The following is a 22,628-nucleotide window of genomic DNA, read 5'->3' as shown; positions in this document are numbered from 1 at the left end:
CTGTGGACGTGGTGGCGGCGCACCGCCGCGTCCCGGTCGGCGAGGAGGTCGCCCGCGTCCGGAAGACGCCGGCCGTTCTCGTGGCGCGGCAAATGCGCACACACCTAGCCAGGTGGCTGGTGTGCGGGTGGGGATCGTCGAGTGAGCTTGCAGATGTCATCTCCAGATCCCCGCGCGACCGGCGGGGTGGAGTCCGCTCGGAAGAGAGGGTCCTGCCATGGAGCCCCGTATCGCTTCGCCTGACGAAGCAGCCTCCCCACCGGGTGCCGGCGGCACCGTGCGGACGAGCCGGATCACCGCCGGTGCCCGCCGGGGGCCGTGGCAGGTGGACCTGGCGACGATGGTCCGCGCCGAGGTCGTGCGGCGGGTGAGCCGCGTTCCGATCAGCCTCCGGTTGGAGCCGGGGGTGCTGGTCGACGCCGCTCCCACCCAGCTCGTCCGGGTGTTGGCCGACCTGGTGGACCATGCGCAGCGGCATGCCGACCAGGTGTTCCAGATCGAGGTGCGCCGGAACGGGCGCTGCGCCGAACTGGTGGTCGAGGACGACGGGGACGGGATGGTCGGGACCGACCGGGGGCGAACCTTCCGGCGTTCCGCCCGACCGGGTGGAACGAACACCGGCGGGCCCGAAGACGTGGACGGCCTGGCAGCCGTCCGGGACATCGCCCGGGCGCACTCCGGCATGCTGCGGGTGGCTGAGTCGGCCATGGGCGGCGCGCGGTTCGTGCTCCTGTTGCCCGTCGCCGGGCTGCCCGAAGCGGGACGCCGGACGTGTGCCGCCACGACCTGAACGAGCCGGGAACGCAGGACGCGAAAGCGGGTGCGGTAGTGGGCTACGTATGGCCGAGGACCGGTCGGCCGATCACCAACGACCAGGAAACCGACCGGCCGGGGCCCGGCCGGACTGCGAAGGAGACCGATCGCAGCAGGGGTGACCCGGTGTTCCACCAGACCGCGGCGGGTCCGCCGGTCGCCTCGGGCACCGGCCCCGGGCGGCCGTCACGGCCCGGCTGGCGTGGCCGGGATCGCGAGTCGCGCACCATCGCCGATCTGTTGCACGCCGCCGTCGAGGGCGACCGGGGCGGGGTGCTGCTGGTCGAGGGACGGTCAGGGGTGGGGAAGAGCCGCCTGCTGGCCGAGGCGGTGGACTCCGCCGCCGAGCACGGTTTCATGCTCCTCCAGGGCGCGGCCGACGAGTCCAGCCGGCTACGGCCGATGGAACCGCTGATGACGGCAGTGGGAGAGCCACCCCAAACCCCGCAAACAGCGCAGGTCGCACCCTATCCGGACATCGCCGACGTGCGCCTGTGGCTGATGGAGCGGTTGCGGTCGCGGCTGGAGGAGCGGGTCGCGCGCGGCCCGATGCTGGTCGTGCTGGACGACCTGCACTGGGCCGACCCCACCGCGTTGCTGGCGTTGCGGTCGCTGGTCCCCGAACTGGCCTCCTACCCGCTGGTATGGACCTTGTCGCGCACCACCGGCGACGACCCGGGCGACGCGGAGCGGCTGTTCGACTTCCTGGAGGCCGAGGGCGCCACCCGGATCGCGCTGCAACCGCTGGACGCCGCGGCGCGAGCCGAAATCGCCACCGATGTCCTCGGCGCCGAGCCCGGACCGGATCTGCTCACCCTGGCCGACGAGGCCGGCGGAGCCCCGTACATACTCGTGGAACTGTTCGAGGGGTTGCTGGACGAAGGCGCGGTCGAGATAGCGGACGGCCGGGCCCGGTTGACCTCCCACCAGGTCCCGCAGCGGGTGCAGACGGTCGTCCGCAGGCGGCTGGACAAACTGTCCCCGCGCACCCGGCACGTCCTGGAGGTCGCCGCCATCCTCGGCCGCTCCTTCCCCGTGGACGACCTGGCCGACATGCTCAGCGAACCCGCCAGCGCCCTGCTGCCCGAACTGGAGAACGCGCAGGCGACGGGGGTCGTGGTACCCAATGGAGACCTGCTCACCTTCCGGCACCACCTGATGTGGCGAACGGTCGCCGGGGCCCTCTCCCAGCCGACGCGCATGGCTCTGCACCGGCGGGCCGGCGAGATGCTGCTCGCCCGGGGCGGTTCGGCCATCCCCGCCGCCGGCCACCTGATGCGCTACGTCCGCCCCGGGGACACCGCCGCCCTGGCCGCCCTGGACCAGGCGGTGCAGGAAGTCCTGCCGACCTCGCCGCAGACCGCCGCCGACCTGGCCGCACGAGCGGTGGAACTCACCGCCCCCACCGACCTCGAACGCTTCGACCGGTCGGTGACGGCCGTGTACGCCCTGACCGCCGGCGGGCGGCTGGCCGAGGCGGCCGAACTCGCCCGCACCGCGCTCGCCCAGACCCTGCGCCCCGAGCAGGCCGCCCGGCTGCGCTACGAACTGGCCTACGCCCTCATGCTGGCCGGCCGACCCGCCGACGCCATCACCGAAGCCGAACAAGCCCTCGCCGAGAAAAACATCTCCGACGAAATACGCGACCTAGCCCAGTACGTACTGTTCCGGTCAGTGTTCTTCGCCTTCGACCACACCCGCGGGCAAGCCCGGGCCGAGGCCGTCGTAGCCGCCCCCCAAGATCACAGCCAGGCCGCCCTGACCGGGGCCTACCTGCTACTCGCCCACATCAGATGGACGGAGGGGAAGGCCGCCGAAGCGATCGCCCACAACCGCATGGCGGTACGCGCCGCGGCGTCCGGGCCGATCCGGGCCCAGCACGCACACCCGGCGCTGCACCTGGGCGCCCTGCTCACCAACCTCCGGCAACTCGACGAGGCCGAAACCGTCCTGCGGGCCACCGAGGACGAGATCACCGCGCTGGGCCACACCGTGCACGCCCCCAGCCCCGCCCTGTTCCGCGCCCGGCTGCGGCTCGCCGCCAGCCGCCTCGACGACGCCGCCGCCGAGGCCCAGGCCGGACTGGCCATGGCCGACGAGCTCGGCATGCACACCTACACCCTGCTGGGAATCACCGTGCTCGCCATCGTCGCCATGCGCCGCGGCGACCTGGACACCGCCGCCCGGCAGGCCGAACGGCACGATTCCCTGTACCGGGAGACGCAGGGCATGATGTACGGGAGCCTGTGGAGCACCTGGGCCATGGCGACGGTCGCCGAAGCCCACGGCGACCTCGGCAAGGCGCTGGAGTCCACCCACGTCTTCTACACCGACCCGGTACGGCGCCGCTGGCTGCTCATCACCGAACCCAACGCCGCGCCCTGGCTGACCCGCACCGCACTCGCCACCGGCCACCGCTCCGCCGCCGAAGCCATCACCACCACCGCCGGGGAACTGGCCGCCACCAACCCGGAGTTCCGCTCGCTGGCCGCCGCCGCGACCCACGCCCACGGCATCCTGCACGGCGACAGCGAGGCCCTGGCCTGCGCCGCCACCAACCACCTGAGCGCATGGAGCCGCGCCTCCGCCGCCGAGGACCTGGGCTCCCTGCTGGCACGCCAGGACACCGACCGCACCGCCGCGATCAGCGCCCTGGAACAGGCCCTGGACGGCTACCGGCAGACCGGAGCACTCCGGGACGCGACCCGCGCCCGCGCCCGACTCCGCGACCTGGGCGTCCGCCACCCGCACTCGACCAGCACCGAACGCCCCGACACCGGCTGGGACAGCCTCACCGACACCGAGCTCAAGGTCACCGCACTCGTCGCCCAGGGGCTGACCAACCCCCAGATCGCCGACCAGATGTTCGTCTCCGCCCACACCGTCAAGTTCCACCTACGCCAGGTCTTCCGCAAACTCGGCATCGCCTCCCGCGTCGAACTCGCCCGCCTCGCCACCGAACACCACACGACAGACACCCACTGACCCGAACCCGGCACCGCCACCCAGGACCGGGAACATCCACCCACTCCGGGAAGCACGACCAACGACCCCGAGAACGTGCCCCGGGCAAGCCAGCCCCGCATGCGGCGCTGGCTTGCCCAATACGTTGCGATCCTCACCGGCCCGGATGGCCGGTGCTGCCCCGGGTGGGCCGGTGCTGCGGTTCTTGAGCTGGAGAGTAACGGGCCGTGAGGGGACGTCGCCTCCCCCTGCGGGCGAATTGTCCTGTAGCGGGATCGGTTGTCCTTGGGAGCGACCCGCGTGTTGCGTGTGCACTCGGGGTTCCTAGATCATCTGGCTCGATGGCACGGCCGGGATCAGTCGAGTTCGAACCAGGTGTGCAGGCGGCCCTCGTCGTCCGTCCACCAGCCGGATGCCTAGGCGAGGTCCTCGATCAGGGCGACGGTGAGGCGGCGGGCCACGGCCACGTTTTCGGGGACCGCCCGGAGGGTGACCGAACCGACACCGGCTGATTCGGTGCCGCAGGGCGGCGGCGAGGGAGCGCAGGCCCGCGCGGGCCCCAGAAGAAGTTCCACCTCCTTGCGGGGGTAGCGGCGGTGGCCGCCGAGGGTCCGGACGAACGGCAGTTGCCCTCCTCGGCCCGCACCGGCACCACCAACCGCAACGGCGGAACCCACGGCTCCTCAATGAGCATCTTTTGTGCCTTTCTGTCTATGTTGATCTCCCTACCGCACCCTCGGGGGAGCCTTGCCTTCAGGGGTCAGCCTGTTTCCGTGCGGGCGGGTTGGCGATGAGTTCGTCGGGTCGTGCCCCCAAAGCCCGTGACAGTTGGCCGATGATGGTCAGCGAGACCGGCCTACCGCGTTCGGCGTTCTGGATCGTGGTCACGTGACGGCGGAGCTTGCGGGCTAGGTCGGCGGTGCTCAGGCCCATGCCTTCGCGTAGTTCCCGGATGCGTGTTCCGTCGGGGGTCGCCGTGGGTGTGGGAGGCATGGGTTACGCCTGGCGTCTGGTTCCGGCGCTGTTGGTTCCGGTGCCGTGGCCGACGGGTCTCCCGTCTTCGTCCCCGCCCGCCACCACTGCCCAGGTCACCTTCCCGAACACGGCCGTGTTCTGCGTGATCCGCCCCGGCTCAGCGGGGCACCACTCCATGTCCCGGCTCACCTGCCGGTCGGGCCAGTACCAGCCCCAGTTCTCCGCGACGGCCTCTACCAGGAACAGCCCCCGCCCGCTTTCCTCTCCGGCTCCAGGTGAGCGCCGTACCGGCGGGAACGGGATCTGATCCCATGCCTCCACCGTCACCACCGGCCCGCCCCGCCCGAGTCCGGCCGACAACCGGAACCGCACCACCGGAACCTCCGGCGCGATCTGCTGCGCGGCCTTCTCCAGCGCGTTCACGCTGTTAGTGACCAGTTCACTGACCACCAGTTGCGCCACTTCGCACGCGCCGGGCAGCCCCCACCCGGTCAGCGTCTCCACCGCCAGCCGCCGCGCCCACCCCGGAGCGCTCTTCGTCGCGGCCAACTCCGCATACTCCACCAAACGGGATGCCTGCACCATCAGTTGCCCCTCTTGGCCGAGGCGCCGTCTCAGGAGTCACAGCGGTGAACCCGTGATCTAGCGCTACCAGGACCGTCATCTCTGCCTTCGGTCTGCGAAGGAGCCTGAATCGTGGCCCGCCACGAGCTAGGTTGTCTCTTGTCCCGGCCAGATATGAGACAACGCGAGACAAGGAATCTCACCCATGGCAACCAACCCGTCACCGGATCCCAAGAGCAATCTGTGGAACTTAACCGCCTTCTACCTGCGTCTTTACCGGCAAAAGCGCGGGCTCTCCGGCGAGGCCGTAGGCCGAATCATGAGTTGCAGCAAGGCGACCGTCTCTCGCATCGAGATCGGTGAAACGCGACTGGACGGGACACAGGCCAAAGCCCTGGACCGTGCGTGGGACATGGACGGGCTGTTCTCCATGCTGGTCTGGTACGCCGCTCTCGGCCATGATCCGCAGTGGTTCGCCCAATATGTGGACCTCGAACAACGCGCCCAGTTCCTCAAGATCTTCGAGGCGCAGACCATCCCGGGCCTGCTCCAGACCGAGGACTACGCACGCGCCCTGTTCATCACCGGCGATGCCCCCAACGCCGAAGACCTGATCCGCGAACGCATGGCCCGCCAACAGCTCCTGGACCAAGAACCCCAGCCGTTCATGTCGGTCCTGCTCAGCCAGACCGTGCTGGAATGGCCCATCGGCTCCCCCGAGATCATGCGCGGACAACTCGCGCGGCTCCTGGAACTGTCCGAGCGCACTAGAGTGACGATCCAGGTCATCCCGCGCACATGGGAAACCGGAGCGTACCCTGGCCTGGACGGCAGCTTCGAACTCCTCTCCGGCGACCAGTTCGGCGACGTGGCCTACACCGAATCACCCGAGGGCGGACGCCTCGTCTCATCCCCCTCAGAGGTCCGGCGGTTCGCCATCCGCTACCACCGGATCAACGCCAAGGCCCTGCCGGAAGAACCCTCCCGGGCACTGATCAGAAAATTCATGGAGGACACCACATGAGCGAATCCGCTCACTGGCGCAAGAGCACCCGCAGCGGCACCCAGCAAGGAAACTGCGTCGAAGTGGCCAACCTCAACGGCACCATCGGCATCAGAGACTCCAAAAACCCCAACGCCGGACACCTCACCCTCACCCCCAACACCTTCCACACACTCCTAAACCGCATCAGGAGCGACGAAAAGGCTCGATAGGCAATGAGGGGCCCTGAGCACACTGGCGCAGGTAGGAAAGCCCAGGCCTCCGCTCATTGATCCTTCAGCCTTCGGTGCGCTATGGCGCCCTGAATGCTGAAGGATCAGCCGGGCCAGGGCCTTGGCTTGCTGATCCTTCAGGATCCGGTGTGCTACAGCGCCTCTGATGCTGAAGGATCTGTGAGTGTGTGGGTGGCGCTGCTGGTGGGGCGCTGTCAGGTGGGCGGGTGGTCGGGTCAGGCGCCGGTGGTGGAGCCGGGGCGGACGACCATGAGGACGACGACCACCGTCCACAGCAGGGAGTACATCCCGGTGAACATGGCCAGGCGGGACAGCGTGGCCGGGTCGGGGCCGGTGCCGTCGAGGGCTTCCAGCACGCCTTCCTGGCGGGGGAGGACGACCAGCAGCAGGACGCCGACGGCGACGGCGGTGAGGGCGATCGAGACGAGCAGCCAGGGGTCGCCGAGGACGCCCATGGACTGGGCGGTGAAGAAGCCCAGCGCGGGGACCGTGAGGCCCATGATCGCGTAGACGCGGGTGATCCGGTACAGCATCCGGACCGAGGCGACGGCCGCGGGGCGGTCGGCGTCCGCGGCGAGGGCCGCGCGGGCCCGGGCGGGGAACATGCTCGCCGCGACCGTGACGGGACCGATGAAGAGCACGGCGGCGAGCACGTGCAGGCTGAGCAGGAGTTTGGACATGGGGGCGTCCTCTATCCGGTCGAGTTTCAGTCTAACTTAAACTATGCCGAGGCTAGCACGCGGCAGACTTAGGGCCCAGAGGGGAGGGCGCCATGGAGGACGAGGAGCTCATGTCGGTGATGATGAGCCCGACGATGCTGCTGATCCTGCTCGGCCGGTCCCTGCGGGAGCGGATCGACGACTCCCTCGCCGGCCAGGGCCTGTCGCTGCGGCACCTGAGCGCGCTGGGGCACCTCGTCCGCGTCCCCGGCATCAGCTACAGCGAACTGGGCCGCCGCGCCGGGGTCACCGCGCAGAGCATGCAGGCCACCGTCCGCCAGCTCGAGGAGCTGGGCGCCGTCGAGCGCGACTCCCCTGCGGGCCGGGGACGCACGGCGGAACTCCGCGTCACCCCCCACGGCCATGCCGTCCTGCGGGACTTCCGGCAGCGGATCGCCGACGTCGACGCCCTGCTCATGGGCGCGCTGCCACCCGACCGGCAGCGGGAGTTCGCCCCCATGCTCATGCGCATGGCGGACAGCGCCCTCGCCCCGGAACCGGAGAAACCGGGCGGCTGAGCCCCACCCCGCCCGAACGCGAGGAGACCCCGCCCGGCGCACCCGGGCGCGAGCGAGCCGTGACGGCAACGGTGAACCGGCAGGCACCTGGGGCCCGGCGCGACCGGACACGAGGAAACCCCATTCGAACGTGCGGAGACCTCGGGCCCGGCGCGTCCCCGGCCCGGTGGTGTTCCCGGCGGGCCGGAGCGGGCATTCATCAGCGCGTACGGTCGGCGGCAGGAAGGATGACCTCATGAAGATCGTGATCGCGGGCGGCCATGGAAAGATCGCGCTGCGCCTGGCGGAACTGCTGGCCAAGCGCGGGGACGAAACGGTCGGCCTGGTCCGCAACCCCGACCACGTCCCCGACATCGACGCCCTCGGCGCCCGCGGCGTGCTGTGCGACCTGGAGCAGGCCGGCACGGACGAGGTCGCCGCGTACCTGATCGGGGCGGACGCCGTGGTGTTCGCCGCCGGAGCCGGCCCGGGCAGCGGGATCGCCCGCAAGGACACCGTCGACCGCGCCGCCGCCCAGTTGCTGGCCGACGCGGCCGAGCAGGCGGACGTCCCGACCTACGTGCAGATCTCCTCGATGGGCGCCGGCCGGGCCCCCTCGGCCACCCGGGGCGAGGCCTGGGCCGCCTACATCAACGCCAAGACCCGGGCCGAGGAGGACCTGCGCGCCCGCGACCTGAACTGGACGATCATCCGCCCGGGCATGCTCACCGACGACCCGGGCACCGGCCGGGTCACCCTCGCCGAACCCCCGGTGCCGCGCGGCCCGATCAGCCGGGACGACGTCGCCCTGGTCATCGCCGAGATCCTGTCCTCCGACGCCGCCACCCGCCGGACCCTGGAACTCGTGGCCGGCGACACCCCCGTCCCCGACGCCGTCCGCGCGCTGCGGCAGGGGTGACGGCGGCGGGCACGCCGTGCCATGATCCGGTCGTCTCCCCCCACGGCAGGAGGTCGGCCGTGCCCGACGATCTCTCGGTCACCCGCCCGCACGACGCCCGGATGGCCGACATGGCGGCGAGGTTCGGAGTTCGCCCCCCGAAGATCAAGTACCGGTCGGTGCCGTCATGGCAGCCCGAAGGCGTGATGGTCTTCTTCTCGGGTCGGCGATCCAAGGTATGGATCGACCCGAGGTTCGATGACCTCCCGCCGCCGGTCCAGGAGGCGGAACTGGCCTACGTGGCAGCCATGATCGCGCTGAGGAAGGGCATCGTGCTGCAGACGGCCGTCTTCGGGGTGCTTGCCGCCATTGGCACTTTGCACGTGCTGGTGAGCCTGCTGGGCCGGGGCCTGCCGTTCCTCCTCGGCCTGCTGCTCGCCTACGTGATTTTCCTGCCGGTGACGCTGGTGGTCTCCGCTTTGAACATCTACCGGGTCGACCGCCTGGTGGCGAAGGTGTGCGGCCTCTCGACGGTGTCCGCCGACCTCGACTACGTCTCGGACAACCCGCCCGGCATCGTCCTCAGGATGCTGGGGCCGGGCCCCGCCCGCCGTGCCGCCCGGCTCGGCCTGGACCGGAGCCGGGAGGACCTGGGCGGCTGACAGGTGCCTAGTGGCGCTTGCTGGAGGACTTCTTCTTTTTCTTCACCTTCGTCTTGCCGTCGGAGTCGGGCTCCCACTCGTACCCCGGAGTGCCCGCCTTGCAGTAGCTGTCGGCGACCTTGGTGTCGGTGGCGTCGAACTCGCACCAGCGGTCGCCCCCGCACGCGGTCAGCCCCGCCCCGGCCACGGTGACGACGACGGCGAACGCCGCGAAACGAGCTTTGGACATCGGTTCCCCACTCTGGATCATCGGGCGGCCCCCGGCCGTTCCCGCCAACGGTGAATGAGACGCCGGCGAGCCCGGAACGGATCCGGAACTTCGTTCGGTGACCACGTCGGCACGCGTTGCAGAGCGCCGCGGCGGGCGGACCGCCCGGGCCGGGCGGCCGGACGCCGCTTCGCACCCCGAACGGGTCGGCAGTTCCAGTGAGCCCCCGGTCCCCCTATCTGGCCATATAAGGACAAAACGCTAAATCGTCACGCTCCTCTGCTTTATTGATCAGGCAGTACCGCCTTTTCGATACGGCCCGATTCACCTGCAAAGGAGATCCATGATCCTGACCCGGCGCCTCGGCCACGGCATCGCCGCCGTGGCGATCGGCCTGACCGTGGTGGGCACCTCGGCCCTGCCCGCCTCGGCCGCCCCACTCACCTGGCGGGTCGTCCAGACCTTCGACCAATCCGAGTACGACCGGATCAACGCCGTCCTCCCGGTGAACCGGCGCGACATCTGGGCGCTGGCCGGCAGCGACCCCGCCCGACCGAACCTGAGCCACCCGGTCACCCACCGCTGGGACGGCTCGGCCTGGCGCGAAGTGCCCACGCCGGCCGGGCTGACGGGCGTGCTCACCGCGGGCGACGCGCCGTCCCCGACCGACGTGTGGGCCATCGGAGGCGAGGACGACGGCGAGTCCTACGCCCTGCGCTGGGACGGCACCCGGTGGAACGTCGCCCGGCGCTGGGAGAGCGGCCAGCTCACCGGCGTCACCGCGATCAGCCCGACGAACGTGTGGGTCTTCGGCGCATCCGGTGGCAGCGCCGGCGCGGGCACCTGGCACTACGACGGCACCACCTGGACGCAGGTCGAGACACCCTTCTCGGTCCGCAGGGCGAGCAAGGTGTCCGCGAACGACATCTGGGGCATCGCCCGCGGCGCCACGGGCGACTCCCGCACCGTCGCGCACTACGACGGCACCGCCTGGCGGGAGATCCCGACCGGGAACGCGCTGCCCCCCGAGATCCCCTTCGACGAAGAGGCCGGGACCTACCAGAGCGTCTTCCTCACCGGCATCGTGGCCCGCTCCGCCCAGGACGTGTGGGTCAGCGGTACCGTCAACCGCCTGGAGAACGAGACTTTCGTCGAGCAACCGGTACTGATCCGCTGGAACGGAACGCGGTGGCGGCGGGTGGGCGCCCCGGAGACGGGCGCGCTCGGCGAGATCACCCCTGACGGCGGGCGCGGCTTCTGGTTCCTCTCCCGCCCGGCGGAGGGACCCGAGACGATCAAGCACCGGTCGGCTGGCGGCGTCTGGAGCACCGCCACGGTCACCGTGCCGGCGGGTCTGACCCCGTCCTTCTCCGACCTGGCCCTGATCCCCGGCACCCGGCAGGCCGTCGGCTCGGGCGAACTGCGCCCGGCCGACCAGGGATCCTCCGACGGGGCGGTCTTCGGCCTCGTCCGCTGATCCGGCAGGGCCGCCCCCGGACGGGGCGGCCCCGTCGCCGGGCGGGTACGGGCGGCCGGGATGTCCGACCCGTGTGCTTCATTGGGTCGGCAAGATCATCTTCTTGCGGTTCCCTCCCCGAAGGAGATCCATGATCCTGACCCGGCAGCTGAGCCGCGGCGCCGTCGCCGTGGCGATCGGCCTCGCCTCGGTGGGCGCCCTGGCCCCTTCCGCCTCGGCCGACGCCCTCACCTGGGAGGTCGTCCACCAGGTGGACCGCCAGGTGATCTACGGCGTCGTCCCGGTGACCCGGCGCGACGTCTGGGCGCTCACCGGCACCAGGCCCCAGCAGGACTACCGGAGCCGCCCGCTCAGCCTCCGCTGGAACGGCTCGGCCTGGCGCAGGGTGGCCACCCCGACCGGCCTGACGGGCGTGCTCACCGCGGGCGACGCGCTGTCCCCGACCGACGTGTGGGCGATCGGCGGGGAGGAGGGCGGCCCCTCCTACGCCCTGCGGTGGGACGGCGCGCAGTGGAACGTCGCCGGCCGCTGGGAGGTCGGTGACGTCACCGGGATCACCGTGCTCGGCCCGTCGGACGTGTGGGTCTTCGGCGCCCACGGCCGGGACTGGGGTGCCGGCACCTGGCACTACGACGGCGCCACCTGGACGAAGATGGAGACGCCCTTCGCGATCATTAAGGCGAGCGACGTGTCACCGACCGACATCTGGGGCATCGCCCGTGGCGCCTCGGGCGACACCAGGACCGTCGTCCACTACGACGGCACCTCCTGGCAGGAGGTACCGACCGGGGACGTGTTGCCACCCGACATCCCCTACAGCGACGCAACCGGCACCTCCCAGAGCGTCTTCCTCAGCGGAATCGTGGCCCGCTCCGCCCAGGACGTGTGGGTCACCGGCACCGTGAGCCGCACCGAGAACGAGGTCTCCACCCAGCAACCGGTGCTGATCCGCTGGAACGGGACTCGGTGGCGGCGGGTGGACGTCCCCGGGGCGGGCGCCATCGACAAGATCACCCCGGACGGGCGGCGTGGCTTCTGGTTCGCCGCCCGCCCGGGACCCGAGGAACCACAGGTGATCAGGCATCGCTCGGGAGGCGGCGTCTGGACCACCGCCGCGGTCACCACACCGGCGGGAACGGTACCGGCCCTCTACGACCTGGCCCTGGTCCCCGGCACCCGGCAGGTCTACGGCGTGGGCCTGCTGCAGGCAGTCGACCCAGTCGTCCACAACACCGGGGCGATCTTCAGGCTCGTCCGCTGACCTCCGGCGGGGCCGTTCCGGACGGAGCGGCCCCGCCGCTCCGCGATACTTGGACCATGGTCGACGACGAGCGCTGGAAGGCCCGGTTCCGGGCGGCCCGGGTGAGCCTGCCCGGCTGGGCGGACGACGCACCGCACCGCTGCGTGTACCGGTCGAACGTCACCGGTACCTGGGAGATCTACGCCTGGGACCGCACCACCGACACCCGGCGGCAGGTCACCGACCGACCCAACGGCACCTGGATGGGCGGTGTCGAACGTTCGGGCCGGTCGATCTGGTGGTTCGCCGACACCGACGGCGACGAGTTCGGCGTCTGGATGCGCCAGCCGTTCGAGGGCGGCGCCGACGAGCCCGCCGTCCCCGCGCTCGCCCCCTCCTACCCGGCCGGGCTGGCCGTCGGCGGCAGCGGGCTGGCGGTGGTCGGGCGCAGCGGCGAGCACGGCACCTCGATCCACCTGTGCCCGCCCGGCGCCGCGCCCGCGACGGTGTACGAGCACGCCGAGGACGCGCACCTGGTCGGCCTGTCCCGGGACGAGACCCTGCTCGCGATCAACCACAGCGAGCACGGCGACAGCCGGCACCTGGCGCTGCGCGTGGTACGGCCGGACGGTTCCCCGGTCGCCGACCTGTGGGACGGCTCGGGCAAGGGCCTCGACGGCCTCGGTTTCGCCCCGGTGGCCGGCGACTCCCGGTTGCTGGTGAGCCACGAGCGGCGCGGCCGTCCCGAGCTGCTGGTCTGGGACCCGGTCGCCGGCACCGAGCAGGAGATCGTCCTCGATCTGCCCGGCGAGGTCGGCGCCGACTGGTACCCCGACGCCACCGCGCTGCTGATCTCCCACTCGCACGAGGCCCGGGACCAGCTGTACCGCCACGACCTGGCCACCGGCGCGCTGACCCGGGTCGACACCCCGCGCGGGGTGCTCGGCGGGGCCACCGCCCGGCCCGACGGGACCATCGAGTACTCCTGGTCCGACGCGGCCTCCCCGCCGGTGATCCGCTCCACCTCCGGTGCCGTGGTGCTGACCCCGCCCGGCCCGGTCGCGCCGCCGTCGGTGCCGGTCGAGGACCTGTGGGTGGACGGCCCCGGCGGCCGGATCCACGCGCTGGTGTCCCGGCCCGCCGGGGACGGCCCGTACCCCACCGTCTTCGACGTCCACGGCGGCCCGACCGCGCAGGACGACGACTCCTTCTCGCCCGTCGTGGCGGCCTGGGTCGACCATGGCTTCGCGGTGGTCCGGGTCAACTACCGGGGCTCCACCGGCTACGGGTCGCACTGGCGCGACGCCATCGAGGGCCGGGTCGGGCTGACCGAGATCGAGGACATCACGGCCGTCCGCGACCACGTGGTGGCCGCGGGGCTGGCCGACCCGGCGCGGCTGGTGCTCACCGGCGGCTCCTGGGGCGGTTTCCTCAGCCTGCTCGGGCTCGGCACCCGGCCCGGTGACTGGACGGTCGGGGTGGCCGCGGTGCCGGTCGCCGACTACGTGGCCGCCTACGAGGACGAGATGGAGGCGCTCCAGGCGTTCGACCGGTCGCTGTTCGGCGGGTCGCCCGCGGAGGTGCCCGACCGGTACCGCGAGTCGTCGCCGATCACCTATGTCGAGCGGGTCAAGGCGCCCGTGCTGGTCCTGGCCGGCGAGAACGACCCGCGCTGCCCGATCCGGCAGATCGACAACTACCTGGCCCGGCTGGCCGAGCTCGGCAAGCCGTACGAGGTCTACCGCTACGACGCCGGCCACGGTTCCCTGGTCGTGGAGGAGCGCATCACCCAGATGGCCGCCGAGATCGACTTCGCCCGACGGCACCTCGGCATGGACTGACCGGCCGGCGCTGCCCGGCGAACCCCACCTTTCTACAATGAGTTATCACTCATCGACGAAGGGTGACATGTCGTGAAGATTACGATCTTGGGGGCGACCGGGCGCACCGGCACCCCGCTGGTGCTCCAGGCCCTGGAACGCGACCACACCGTCACCGCCGTCGTCCGGGACCCGGCGCGGCTCACCGTGGACTCCCACCCCCGGCTGGGGGTGGCCGTCGCCGCCGCCCTGACGGCGGACTCCCTCGGCCCGCTCGTGGCGGGCCGGGACGCGGTGCTCTCCGTGCTCGGCCCGCACGACCTCGGCCCCACCTCAATCTGCTCCGACGCCACGACCGCCGCGATCGCGGCCATGCGGTCCCACGGCGTGCACCGGCTGATCGTGGTCAGCGCGAGCGGCGCCTACCCTGGCCCCGGCGACCCCCCGCTCGTCCGCTGGGTCCTGAAACCGCTCCTCGGCCTCGTGCTGCGGCACCCCTTCGCCGACACCCGGAAAATGGAGGACGCGCTCCGCGCCACCGACCTGGACTGGACGATCGTCCGCCCGCCCCGGCTGACCGGGAAACCCTGCACCGGCCAGTACCGGACCGCCGTGGACCGCAACGTCGGCGGCCGGGCCAGGGTGTCCCGCGCCGACGTCGCCGACTGCATGCTGAACCTCCTGGAGAATCCGGCCTCGGCACGGACGGTCGTCTCGATCGGCTGACCGGCCCCGCGAGAACCGGCCGCACGGGGCTCCGGACGCGCAGGCGGTCCGTCCCGGCACGGGCCGGTTCTCGCCGGGTCTCAGGCGCGCACGTCGCGGATGACGCCGACGAGTTCCCGGGCCACGGACCGGAAGCCGGGCAGGCGGGACATCGACACCATGCGGTCGACCAGCGGCACCGTCCGCTCGACCAGCAGGTAGGTCTTGGCGCAGCCCGGCGAGCTGTCGTGCACCCAGTACAGGACGATGCCCATCGAGTACAGCCAGAGCAGTTCGGGCAGTTCCTTCCGGAACTCGGGTTCGATCTTGAGGTCGGAGCCCTCGACCAGTTCCCGGTAGACCGCCAGCGCCGACTGCCGGGCCGGGCCGGATTCGGCGCTGAACGGGTTGAGCGGGCTGGTCGGCTCGGCGGCGAACTTGAAGAACTTCCCGGCGAACTGGTGGTAGGGCACCATCGTGTCGACCCGGGCGCGCAGCACGCCCAGCAGCCGCGGCGCGAACGCGCGCTCCCGGTCGAGCACCGCCCGGCAGGCGGCGTTGTGCGCCTCCTGCAACTCGTCGTAGTACGCCTGGATCAGCTCTTCCTTGGAGCCGAAGTAGTAGTAGGCGTTGCCGACCGAGACCCCGGCCTCCTTGGCGATCGCCCGCATCGTCGTCGCCTCGTACCCTCGCTCCCGGAACAGCCGCAGCGCCGTATCAACGATCACCGCTCGCGTCTGCTCCGACCGCCCGCCCCTCGGCTCCGTCACACAGCCACCCTAGGCGGTGCGGCAGCCCCGGGCCCGCCTGATCCCGTGGCGGACGGCCGGTACCCCGGACGGGCGTCCGGTCAGCGGTCCACGACGAGTTTCAGGCCCAGGCCGACCAGCAGGAAACCGGTGATCGCGTCGAGGCGCCGCCGTACCGCGGGCCGGGCGAAGAACCGGCGCAGCGCCCCCACCACATTGGCCACCAGGACGAACCACAGGGCGGCGAGCGCCACCGCGACCAGCGACAGCAGCAGGACGTCCGCGAGGCCCGAGGACGCCGGCAGGAACTGCGGCATCAGCGCCACGAAGAAGACCGCTGCCTTGGGGTTGAGCGCGTTGCACAGCAGCCCCTGCCGGAAGCCGGCCCACAGGGTCCGGCCCCGCTCCGGCTCATCCGCCCGCGGGGCCGGGCCGCCGCCGCGCACCGCCGCCAGCACGGCCCGCGCCCCCAGGTAGAGCAGGTAACCGGCGCCCACCAGCTTGACCACCGTGTAGGCGGTCGCCGATGCCGCCAGTAGGGCAGCGACGCCCAGCGCCGCGGCCATCGCCCACACGAACACCCCGGAGGCGATCCCGAACGCGGTCGCCATCCCCACGGTCCGCCCGGACAGCGCCGAGTTCCGCACCATCACCGCGAAGTCCGGGCCGGGCGCCATCACGCCGAGCTGGAAGACTCCCGCGAACGCCAGCAGCTGGACCCCGTCGACCATCAGCCGGTGAACTCGGCCGCGACGAGTTCGGCGATCTGGGCCGTGTTGAGGGCGGCGCCCTTGCGGAGGTTGTCGCCGCACAGGAAGAGGTCGAGGCCCCGGGCGTCGTCCAGCGAGCGGCGCACCCGGCCGACCCAGGTGGGGTCGGTGCCGACCACGTCGGCGGGGGTCGGGAACTCGTGCAGCTCGGGGTTGTCGACCAGGACCACGCCGGCCGCGCCGGCCAGCAGCGCCTGCGCCTCCCGCTGGTCGGTCTCGCGCTCGAACACCGCGTGCACGGCCAGGGAGTGGGTGGTCACCACCGGGACACGGACGCACGTCGCCGAGACCCGCAGGTCGGGCAGGCCGAGGATCTTGCGGGACTCGTTGCGGACCTTGAGTTCCTCCGAGCTCCAGCCGCCGTCCTTCAGCGAACCCGCCCAGGGCACCACGTTCATCGCCAGCGGCGCCGGGAACGGGCCCAGCCCGTCGCCGACCGCGGCCCGGACGTCGCCGGCCCGGTTGCCCAGCTCGCGGTTGCCGCCGACCCGCTCGAGCTGGTCGTACAGCGCGTCGATGCCCTCCTGGCCGGCCCCGGAGGCCGCCTGGTAGGACGCCACGACCAGTTCGCGCAGCCCGTACCGGCGGTGCAGCGCCCCAACCGCGACGATCATCGACAGGGTGGTGCAGTTGGGGTTGGAGATGATGCCCTTCGGCCGGTTGCGGGCCTGCTCGCCGTTCACCTCGGGCACCACCAGCGGCACGTCCGGGTCCATCCGGAACGCACCGGAGTTGTCGACCGCGACCGCACCCCGGGCGGCGGCGACCGGCGCCCACTCCGCGGACACCGCGTCCGGGACGTCGAACATCGCCACGTCGACGCCGTCGAAGACCTCCGGCGCCAGCGCGACGACCTCGACCTCCTCGCCGCGCACCGTCAGCTTCTTACCGGCCGAGCGGGGCGAGGCCACCAGCCGGATCTCGCCGTAGACGTCTTCGCGGGTGGACAGGATGTCGAGCATCACGGTGCCGACGGCGCCGGTGGCGCCGACCACGGCCAGGGTGGGCTTCTTGCTCATCTCACTTCGCTCTCTCGTTGTGCCGCGACCGGGCGGCGCCCGCCCGCGCGGGCGGACCGCACGTCCGCCGGCGGGCCGGCGCACCACCCGGTGGCCGGCGTCTCCCCCTGCGGACGGACTGCATCGCCGGTCAGCGGCCGGTGCCGCCGTAGACCACGGCCTCGACCTGCTCGGCGTCGAGGTCGAACGCGCGGTGCGCGGAGGCGACCGCCGCGTCCACGTCGTCGCCGTCGACCACGACCGAGATCCGGATCTCCGAGGTGGAGATCATCTCGATGTTGACCCCGGCCTCGGCGATCGCCGAGAAGAACTTGGCGGTGACGCCCGGGTGCGAGCGCATGCCCGCGCCGATCAGGGAGACCTTGCCGATCCGGTCGTCGTAGCGCAGCGACTCGAAGCCGATGCGCTCCTTCACCTTGTTCAGCGCCGACATGGCGGTCTGCCCGTCGGTGGCCGGGAGGGTGAAGGAGATGTCGGTGCGCCCGGTGGAGGCGGCCGAGACGTTCTGCACGATCATGTCCAGGTTGATCTCGGCGTCCGCGAGAACCGTGAAGATCGTGGCCGCCTCGCCGACCTTGTCGGGCACCCCGACCACGGTGATCTTGGCTTCGCTCCGGTCGTGCGCCACACCGGAGATGATCGCTTGCTCCATGTCGGTCCCCTCGATGCTCTCGATCACCCGCGTGCCCTCGCGCTGGCTGAACGAGGAACGCACGTGGATCGGGATGGCGTAGCGCCGCGCGTACTCCACGCAGCGCAGGTGCAGGATCTTGGCCCCGCAGGCGGCCATCTCCAGCATCTCCTCGTAGGAGATGCGCGGGATCTGGCGCGCGGTTGGCACGATGCGCGGGTCGGCCGTGAACACCCCGTCGACGTCGGTGTAGATCTCGCAGACGTCCGCGCTGAGGGCGGCGGCCAGGGCCACCGCCGTGGTGTCGGAACCGCCCCGGCCGAGGGTGGTGATGTCCTTGGAGTTCTGCGAGACACCCTGGAAGCCGGCGACGATCGCGATCGCCCCCTCGTCGAGGGCGCTGCGGATGCGTCCCGGGGTGACGTCGATGATCCGGGCCTTGCCGTGGGAACCGTCGGTGATCACGCCGGCCTGGGAGCCGGTGAAGGAACGCGCCTCGTGCCCCAGGTTGGCGATGGCCATGGCCAGCAGCGCCATGGAGATGCGCTCGCCCGCCGTGAGCAGCATGTCCAGCTCACGGCCGGGCGGCAGCGGGCTGACCTGCTCGGCCAGGTCGATCAGCTCGTCCGTCGTGTCGCCCATGGCGGAGACCACGACGACGACGTCGTTGCCGGCCTTCTTCGTCGCGACGATGCGCTGGGCGACCCGCTTGACGCCCTCGGCGTCGGCGACGGATGAGCCACCGTACTTCTGCACGACAAGGGCCACGGGTGGGCGCTCCTCGAAGTCGGGGTCAGGCGTACCGAGCGCCGAGTCTACCGAGGTCGGCACGGTGAACTACGAGCGGTTTATCCCACGGACTGAGACGATGTCCTGTTCCGGGTTCCGCTACGACATCGCGACCGGTTCGGTGACCACGTCGAGCCGGGCGCCGGCGACCACCGCGTGCAGGGCGCGCAGCGCGGCGCCGGCGTGGTTGCCCCAGTGGTTGAAGTAGCTGTACTGCCACCACCACAGGGCCTCCAGCGGCCGGGCCTTCTCGTAGTGGCGCAGCCCGTGGACGAGGTCGCTGGCCACGTCGACCAGGTCGTCCGAGAGGCGGTACGCCGTCGGCTCGGTGTCCTTGTAGGGGTCGAAGACCTCGACGTACTCGTCCAACCCGCCCAGGTGCTCGGCCAGACCCTGCCGGACGGTGTCGAGGTCGGGGTCCTCGCCGATCTCCGGCTCCCAGTTGTCGGGGAGGATCACGTCCGCGCTCGCACCGAGCTGGGCGCCGGCCAGGATGACCTGGGACACCTCCAGCAGGAGCAGGGGGACGGTCTGTCTGCCGCCCTCACCGCGGGACATGGCCTCCAGGCCACTCAGGTAGTTCCGCACGTGGCGGGCCACCCGCTCGGCAAGCGCGTTCCAGTCGTCGGGCGTGTTGAAGTTAGACATCCAGGAGTCTCCGTCCTTCGAAAGCGCGGCCGAGTGTGACCTCGTCGGCGTACTCAAGGTCCCCACCCACCGGCAGTCCACTCGCCAACCGGGTGACGGTTATGTCCATGGGTTTGACCAGCCGGGCGAGGTAGGTCGCGGTGGCCTCGCCCTCCAGATTGGGGTCGGTGGCGAGGATCAGCTCGGTGACCTCGCCGTCGGCCAGCCGCTGCATGAGTTCACGGATGCGGAGGTCCTCCGGGCCGACACCCTCGATCGGGCTGATCGCGCCGCCGAGCACGTGGTAGCGGCCGCGGAACTCGCGCGTCTTCTCGATGGCGACGACGTCCTTGGACTCCTCGACGACGCAGATGACGTGCGGGTCGCGGCGGGCGTCCCGGCAGATGCGGCACTCCTCCTCCTCGGCGACGTTGCCGCACGTCCGGCAGAAGCGGACCTTGTCCTTGACCTCCTTGAGCGCCTTGCCGAGCCGTTCAACGTCGGCCGGGTCGGCGGCGAGCAGGTGGAAGGCGATCCGCTGCGCGCTCTTCGGGCCGACGCCGGGCAGCCTGCCCAGCTCGTCGATGAGGTTCTGAACGACCCCCTCGTACAACGGACCCCTCCTCTCGCTGCTGCGCTCACATGCCGGGCAGGCCCGGCATCCCCGGTGGCATACCGGGCAGGCCGCCCTGGCCGAGCCCGCCCATCAGCGGGCCCATCTTCTCCTGCTGCAGTTCCTCGGCCGCCCGAGCGGCGTTCTGGATCGCCGCCAGGACCAGGTCGGCCAGCGTCTCGGCGGTGTCCGCCGGGTCGCTGGGGTCGATGGCCTTCGGGTCGATGACGAGGCCCGTCACCGCGCCCTGGCCGTTGACGGTGACTTCGACCAGGCCGCCGCCGGCGGTGCCCCGCACCTCGGCCTCGGCGAGTTCCTGCTGGGCGGAGAACATGCGCTGCGCCTGTTCGAGCAGTTCCTGGAAGTTCAGCTGGCCGCCGGGTTCCACGGTGTTCTCCTTCGGACGTCTGTAGTCCCGAGACTACGGGTTTCGGTCGGATAGCGGTACGTGGCTTCCACGGCCCCTCCCGCCTCAGGAGTTGTCGATCTCCCGGATGATCTGGCCGCCGAGCTCTCGCTGGATCAACGCCATGCCGCTGATCTCGGCTTCGGATCCGTTGGCGTCCGCGTATCCCGGCGGGTCCACCTCGTCGCTCTCGTCGATCGGGGTGGGGGCGTCCGGGGGCGGTGGCAGGTCGTCGGGCGGGCGGGGCGGGGCGGGTTGTTCGGCCGGTCGTTCCGGGCGTTGCGGCGGGGCGGCGCTCGGGCGGGCGGCGGGTTGCGGCGGGCGGGCCGGCGGGGGTTGCGGTGCCGGGCGGGGCGGGGTCCTGCCGGCGGGGGGTGCCGAGCCGGCGGGCACGGTGTCGATGCGGAGTTCGACGCCCCACCTGCTTTTGATCACTTCGCGTACCACGGCGTCGCGGCCGCCGCTGGTGAAGCCCTTGCGTTTGCCTTCGTTGTCGAAGGCCAGGGTGAGGAGGTTGCCTTCCAGGGAGGTGACCTGGACGCCTTCCATCAGGACCATCCAGGCGACGCGTTGCCTGCTCTTGACGTCTTCCAGGATGTCCGGCCAGTTGCGCCGCAGCGTCTCCGCGTCCAGCCCTTCGGTCGCCGCCGGCTGGGGGCGGGGGGGTTGGGCCTGGGGTGGCGGGTTGTCCACAGGGCGGCGTTCCACTTCCGGCCAGGCGGGTGTGCGCTGGACACTGGAAGTGGGGTCGCCCCCCTGGGCGGGCGGGGGTTGGGGAGCTTGGGGTCGAGGACGTACCGGCTCCTCGTTCCGGGCCGGCTCGGGCTCCGGATCCCGCACCGGGCGAGGGCGGGCCTCCGCCACCGGCCGCCGCTCCTCGGCGACGGCCGGCCGGGGCCGCTCCGGCGGCAGCGACGGCCCGCCCTGCGGGACTGCGGGGCCCGCCGCCGCCCGACGCTCCAGCCGGTCCAGCCGGGCGTACAGCGACGCCTCGTCCTCGTACGCCCCCGGCAACAGGATCCTGGCGCAGATCAGCTCCAGCAGCAGCCGCGGCGACGTCGCCCCGCGCATCTCCGTCAACCCGCCGTGCAGCAGGTCGGCGGCCCGCGCCAGATCACCGGGGCCCATCGCGGTCGCCTGGCGGCGCAGCGCCTCCATCTCGTCCGGCGGCGCGTCCAGCAGCCCCGACGACGCGGCCTCCGGAACGTTCGCCAGGATCACCAGATCCCGCAGCCGGGTGAGCAGGTCGCCCGCGAACCGGCGAGGGTCCTGCCCGCCCTCCACCACCCGGTCGATGGACGCGAACACCGCCGCACCATCGCGGGCGGCGAAGGCGTCGACGACCTCGTCCAGCAGCGCGGCGTCGGTGTAGCCCAACAGCGAGACGGCCCGCGCGTAGGTGATGCCGGCGTCGTCCGCCCCGGCCAGCAACTGGTCGAGGATCGACAGGGTGTCCCGCGCCGAGCCCGCACCGGCCCGCACCACCAGCGGCAACGCCGCGGGCTCGTACGGGACGTTCTCGGCCCCCAGGATCTCCTCCACGAGCTCGCGGAGCACCCCCGGCGGCACCAGCCGGAACGGGTAGTGGTGGGTCCGGGACCGGATCGTCCCGATGACCTTCTCCGGCTCGGTGGTGGCGAAGACGAACTTCAGGTGCGGCGGCGGCTCCTCGACGAGCTTCAGCAGCGCGTTGAAGCCCTCCCGGGACACCATGTGCGCCTCGTCGATGATGTACACCTTGAAACGCGCCGAAACCGGCGCGAAAAAGGCACGCTCTCGCAGGTCCCGGGCGTCGTCCACCCCACCGTGCGACGCCGCGTCGATCTCGATCACGTCGATGTGTCCGGACCCCGACGGGCCGAGCGCGACACACGAGTCGCACTTGCCGCACGGTTCGGGTGTCGGGCCCAGCTCGCAGTTCAGCGACCGGGCCAGGATGCGGGCGCTGGAGGTCTTCCCGCACCCCCGCGGCCCGCTGAACAGGTATGCGTGATTGATCCGGCCGTTGCGCAACGCCTGCTGGAGGGGTTCGGCGACGTGTTCCTGCCCCTTGAGCTCGGCGAACGTGGCTGGCCGGTACTTGCGGTACAGAGCCAGACTCATCGGGGTCCGTCCTCGTCAGAAACCAAAGGACCCCCCGCGCACCCGCCAGAGCCTGCTTATCCTTGCTGCCTTCCGGCCCTGGGGAGGTTCACAGGATGACGCCGCGCGAGGGGTCTGCCCCCGAGTCTAGGGCATCCCCCCAC

General features: G+C 71.5%; 24 protein-coding genes and 1 other RNA gene. 11 read left to right on the top strand and 14 right to left on the bottom strand.

The genetic code is table 11. From position 1 onward, the window contains the following. Positions 1–217 precede the first annotated feature (217 nt). Together DPM19_RS13845 and DPM19_RS13840 are read left to right on the top strand one after the other, a co-directional pair. Complete coding sequence (locus DPM19_RS13845) at positions 218–790, top strand: ATP-binding protein (protein WP_111867160.1); 573 nt, start codon at positions 218–220, stop codon at positions 788–790. 149 nt (positions 791–939) lie between these two features. Next, positions 940–3,798 carry a helix-turn-helix transcriptional regulator gene (locus DPM19_RS13840; protein WP_158566782.1) on the top strand — a complete coding sequence of 953 codons (2,859 nt, stop codon included), beginning with the start codon at positions 940–942 and terminating at the stop codon, positions 3,796–3,798. A gap of 395 nt (positions 3,799–4,193) precedes the next feature. On the opposite strand, the gene DPM19_RS34830 is transcribed toward DPM19_RS13840, so the two are convergent. The 3 genes from DPM19_RS34830 to DPM19_RS13830 form a co-directional block, all read right to left on the bottom strand. Next, on the bottom strand, positions 4,194–4,454 hold the full coding sequence (locus DPM19_RS34830) for a MerR family transcriptional regulator (RefSeq protein ID WP_146778857.1): 261 nt from the start codon (positions 4,452–4,454) through the stop codon (positions 4,194–4,196). A gap of 76 nt (positions 4,455–4,530) precedes the next feature. Continuing rightward, positions 4,531–4,770 carry a helix-turn-helix domain-containing protein gene (locus DPM19_RS13835; RefSeq protein ID WP_111867155.1) on the bottom strand — a complete coding sequence of 80 codons (240 nt, stop codon included), beginning with the start codon at positions 4,768–4,770 and terminating at the stop codon, positions 4,531–4,533. 3 nt (positions 4,771–4,773) lie between these two features. After that, entirely contained in the window at positions 4,774–5,301 is a 528-nt protein-coding gene (locus DPM19_RS13830) for an ATP-binding protein (protein ID WP_146778856.1), read from the bottom strand. Between the two features lie 220 nt (positions 5,302–5,521). Here DPM19_RS13830 and DPM19_RS13825 point away from each other — a divergent pair, with 220 nt between their 5' ends. Then, the gene (locus DPM19_RS13825; protein WP_111867148.1) at positions 5,522–6,340 is read left to right on the top strand and encodes a helix-turn-helix domain-containing protein; all 819 of its coding nucleotides are present in this window, start codon (positions 5,522–5,524) and stop codon (positions 6,338–6,340) included. Continuing rightward, positions 6,337–6,531: a DUF397 domain-containing protein gene (locus DPM19_RS13820; RefSeq protein WP_111867146.1), complete on the top strand. Its 195-nt coding sequence runs from the start codon at positions 6,337–6,339 to the stop codon at positions 6,529–6,531. The genes DPM19_RS13825 and DPM19_RS13820 overlap by 4 nt, the downstream gene beginning before the upstream one ends. Positions 6,532–6,767: 236 nt before the next feature. Here the strand turns inward: DPM19_RS13820 and DPM19_RS13815 are convergent, their stop codons facing one another. Next, positions 6,768–7,232, bottom strand: coding sequence for a DUF2269 family protein (locus tag DPM19_RS13815; RefSeq protein WP_111867145.1), 465 nt, complete (start codon positions 7,230–7,232; stop codon positions 6,768–6,770). A gap of 92 nt (positions 7,233–7,324) precedes the next feature. Here DPM19_RS13815 and DPM19_RS13810 point away from each other — a divergent pair, with 92 nt between their 5' ends. The 3 genes from DPM19_RS13810 to DPM19_RS13800 all read left to right on the top strand — a co-directional run bounded on the left by DPM19_RS13810 (position 7,325) and on the right by DPM19_RS13800 (position 9,328). After that, positions 7,325–7,789 carry a MarR family winged helix-turn-helix transcriptional regulator gene (locus DPM19_RS13810; protein WP_199485072.1) on the top strand — a complete coding sequence of 155 codons (465 nt, stop codon included), beginning with the start codon at positions 7,325–7,327 and terminating at the stop codon, positions 7,787–7,789. A 235-nt stretch (positions 7,790–8,024) separates the two neighbouring features. After that, the gene (locus DPM19_RS13805; protein WP_111867143.1) at positions 8,025–8,687 is read left to right on the top strand and encodes an SDR family oxidoreductase; all 663 of its coding nucleotides are present in this window, start codon (positions 8,025–8,027) and stop codon (positions 8,685–8,687) included. Between the two features lie 59 nt (positions 8,688–8,746). Beyond that, positions 8,747–9,328: a hypothetical protein gene (locus DPM19_RS13800; RefSeq protein ID WP_111867142.1), complete on the top strand. Its 582-nt coding sequence runs from the start codon at positions 8,747–8,749 to the stop codon at positions 9,326–9,328. A gap of 7 nt (positions 9,329–9,335) precedes the next feature. On the opposite strand, the gene DPM19_RS13795 is transcribed toward DPM19_RS13800, so the two are convergent. Beyond that, entirely contained in the window at positions 9,336–9,557 is a 222-nt protein-coding gene (locus DPM19_RS13795) for a hypothetical protein (RefSeq protein ID WP_111867141.1), read from the bottom strand. Positions 9,558–9,879: 322 nt separating this feature from the next. On the opposite strand from DPM19_RS13795, the gene DPM19_RS13790 reads away from it, so the two are divergent. The 4 genes from DPM19_RS13790 (at position 9,880) to DPM19_RS13775 (ending at position 14,799) form a co-directional block, all read left to right on the top strand. Beyond that, on the top strand, positions 9,880–11,013 hold the full coding sequence (locus DPM19_RS13790; protein WP_111867137.1) for a hypothetical protein: 1,134 nt from the start codon (positions 9,880–9,882) through the stop codon (positions 11,011–11,013). A 130-nt stretch (positions 11,014–11,143) separates the two neighbouring features. Then, a complete protein-coding gene (locus DPM19_RS13785; RefSeq protein WP_111867134.1) occupies positions 11,144–12,274 on the top strand; it encodes a hypothetical protein in 1,131 nt (376 codons plus the stop codon). Between the two features lie 56 nt (positions 12,275–12,330). Next, positions 12,331–14,094 (top strand): S9 family peptidase, encoded by a 1,764-nt coding sequence (locus DPM19_RS13780; RefSeq protein WP_111867131.1) that lies wholly within the window; start codon positions 12,331–12,333, stop codon positions 14,092–14,094. Between the two features lie 72 nt (positions 14,095–14,166). Further along, complete coding sequence (locus DPM19_RS13775; protein WP_111867129.1) at positions 14,167–14,799, top strand: NAD(P)-dependent oxidoreductase; 633 nt, start codon at positions 14,167–14,169, stop codon at positions 14,797–14,799. Positions 14,800–14,879: 80 nt separating this feature from the next. Here the strand turns inward: DPM19_RS13775 and DPM19_RS13770 are convergent, their stop codons facing one another. The 9 genes from DPM19_RS13770 to ffs form a co-directional block, all read right to left on the bottom strand. Next, on the bottom strand, positions 14,880–15,548 hold the full coding sequence (locus DPM19_RS13770; RefSeq protein ID WP_111867126.1) for a TetR/AcrR family transcriptional regulator: 669 nt from the start codon (positions 15,546–15,548) through the stop codon (positions 14,880–14,882). Between the two features lie 80 nt (positions 15,549–15,628). Then, on the bottom strand, positions 15,629–16,258 hold the full coding sequence (locus DPM19_RS13765; protein WP_111867123.1) for a LysE family translocator: 630 nt from the start codon (positions 16,256–16,258) through the stop codon (positions 15,629–15,631). Next, the gene (locus DPM19_RS13760) at positions 16,258–17,316 is read right to left on the bottom strand and encodes an aspartate-semialdehyde dehydrogenase (RefSeq protein WP_111867121.1); all 1,059 of its coding nucleotides are present in this window, start codon (positions 17,314–17,316) and stop codon (positions 16,258–16,260) included. The genes DPM19_RS13765 and DPM19_RS13760 overlap by 1 nt, the downstream gene beginning before the upstream one ends. Before the next feature lie 130 nt (positions 17,317–17,446). After that, positions 17,447–18,715 (bottom strand): aspartate kinase, encoded by a 1,269-nt coding sequence (locus tag DPM19_RS13755; RefSeq protein WP_111867118.1) that lies wholly within the window; start codon positions 18,713–18,715, stop codon positions 17,447–17,449. A 120-nt stretch (positions 18,716–18,835) separates the two neighbouring features. Beyond that, positions 18,836–19,384: a DUF5063 domain-containing protein gene (locus tag DPM19_RS13750; protein ID WP_111867115.1), complete on the bottom strand. Its 549-nt coding sequence runs from the start codon at positions 19,382–19,384 to the stop codon at positions 18,836–18,838. Further along, positions 19,377–19,976 carry a recombination mediator RecR gene (gene recR / locus DPM19_RS13745; protein WP_111867113.1) on the bottom strand — a complete coding sequence of 200 codons (600 nt, stop codon included), beginning with the start codon at positions 19,974–19,976 and terminating at the stop codon, positions 19,377–19,379. The genes DPM19_RS13750 and recR overlap by 8 nt, the downstream gene beginning before the upstream one ends. Positions 19,977–20,001: 25 nt before the next feature. Next, positions 20,002–20,364: a YbaB/EbfC family nucleoid-associated protein gene (locus tag DPM19_RS13740; RefSeq protein ID WP_111867110.1), complete on the bottom strand. Its 363-nt coding sequence runs from the start codon at positions 20,362–20,364 to the stop codon at positions 20,002–20,004. An 84-nt stretch (positions 20,365–20,448) separates the two neighbouring features. Continuing rightward, a complete protein-coding gene (locus tag DPM19_RS13735) occupies positions 20,449–22,485 on the bottom strand; it encodes a DNA polymerase III subunit gamma and tau (RefSeq protein WP_111867107.1) in 2,037 nt (678 codons plus the stop codon). A 22-nt stretch (positions 22,486–22,507) separates the two neighbouring features. Then, positions 22,508–22,603: signal recognition particle sRNA small type (gene ffs, locus DPM19_RS13730), an RNA gene on the bottom strand. Positions 22,604–22,628: the final 25 nt, after the last annotated feature.

Origin of the sequence: Actinomadura craniellae, assembly GCF_003289645.1 — a bacterium.
GTDB classification, from domain to species: domain Bacteria; phylum Actinomycetota; class Actinomycetes; order Streptosporangiales; family Streptosporangiaceae; genus Actinomadura_D; species Actinomadura_D craniellae.
The sequence above is the reverse complement of the archived record's forward strand: the minus strand, read 5'-3'. Positions and strand labels throughout refer to the sequence as shown.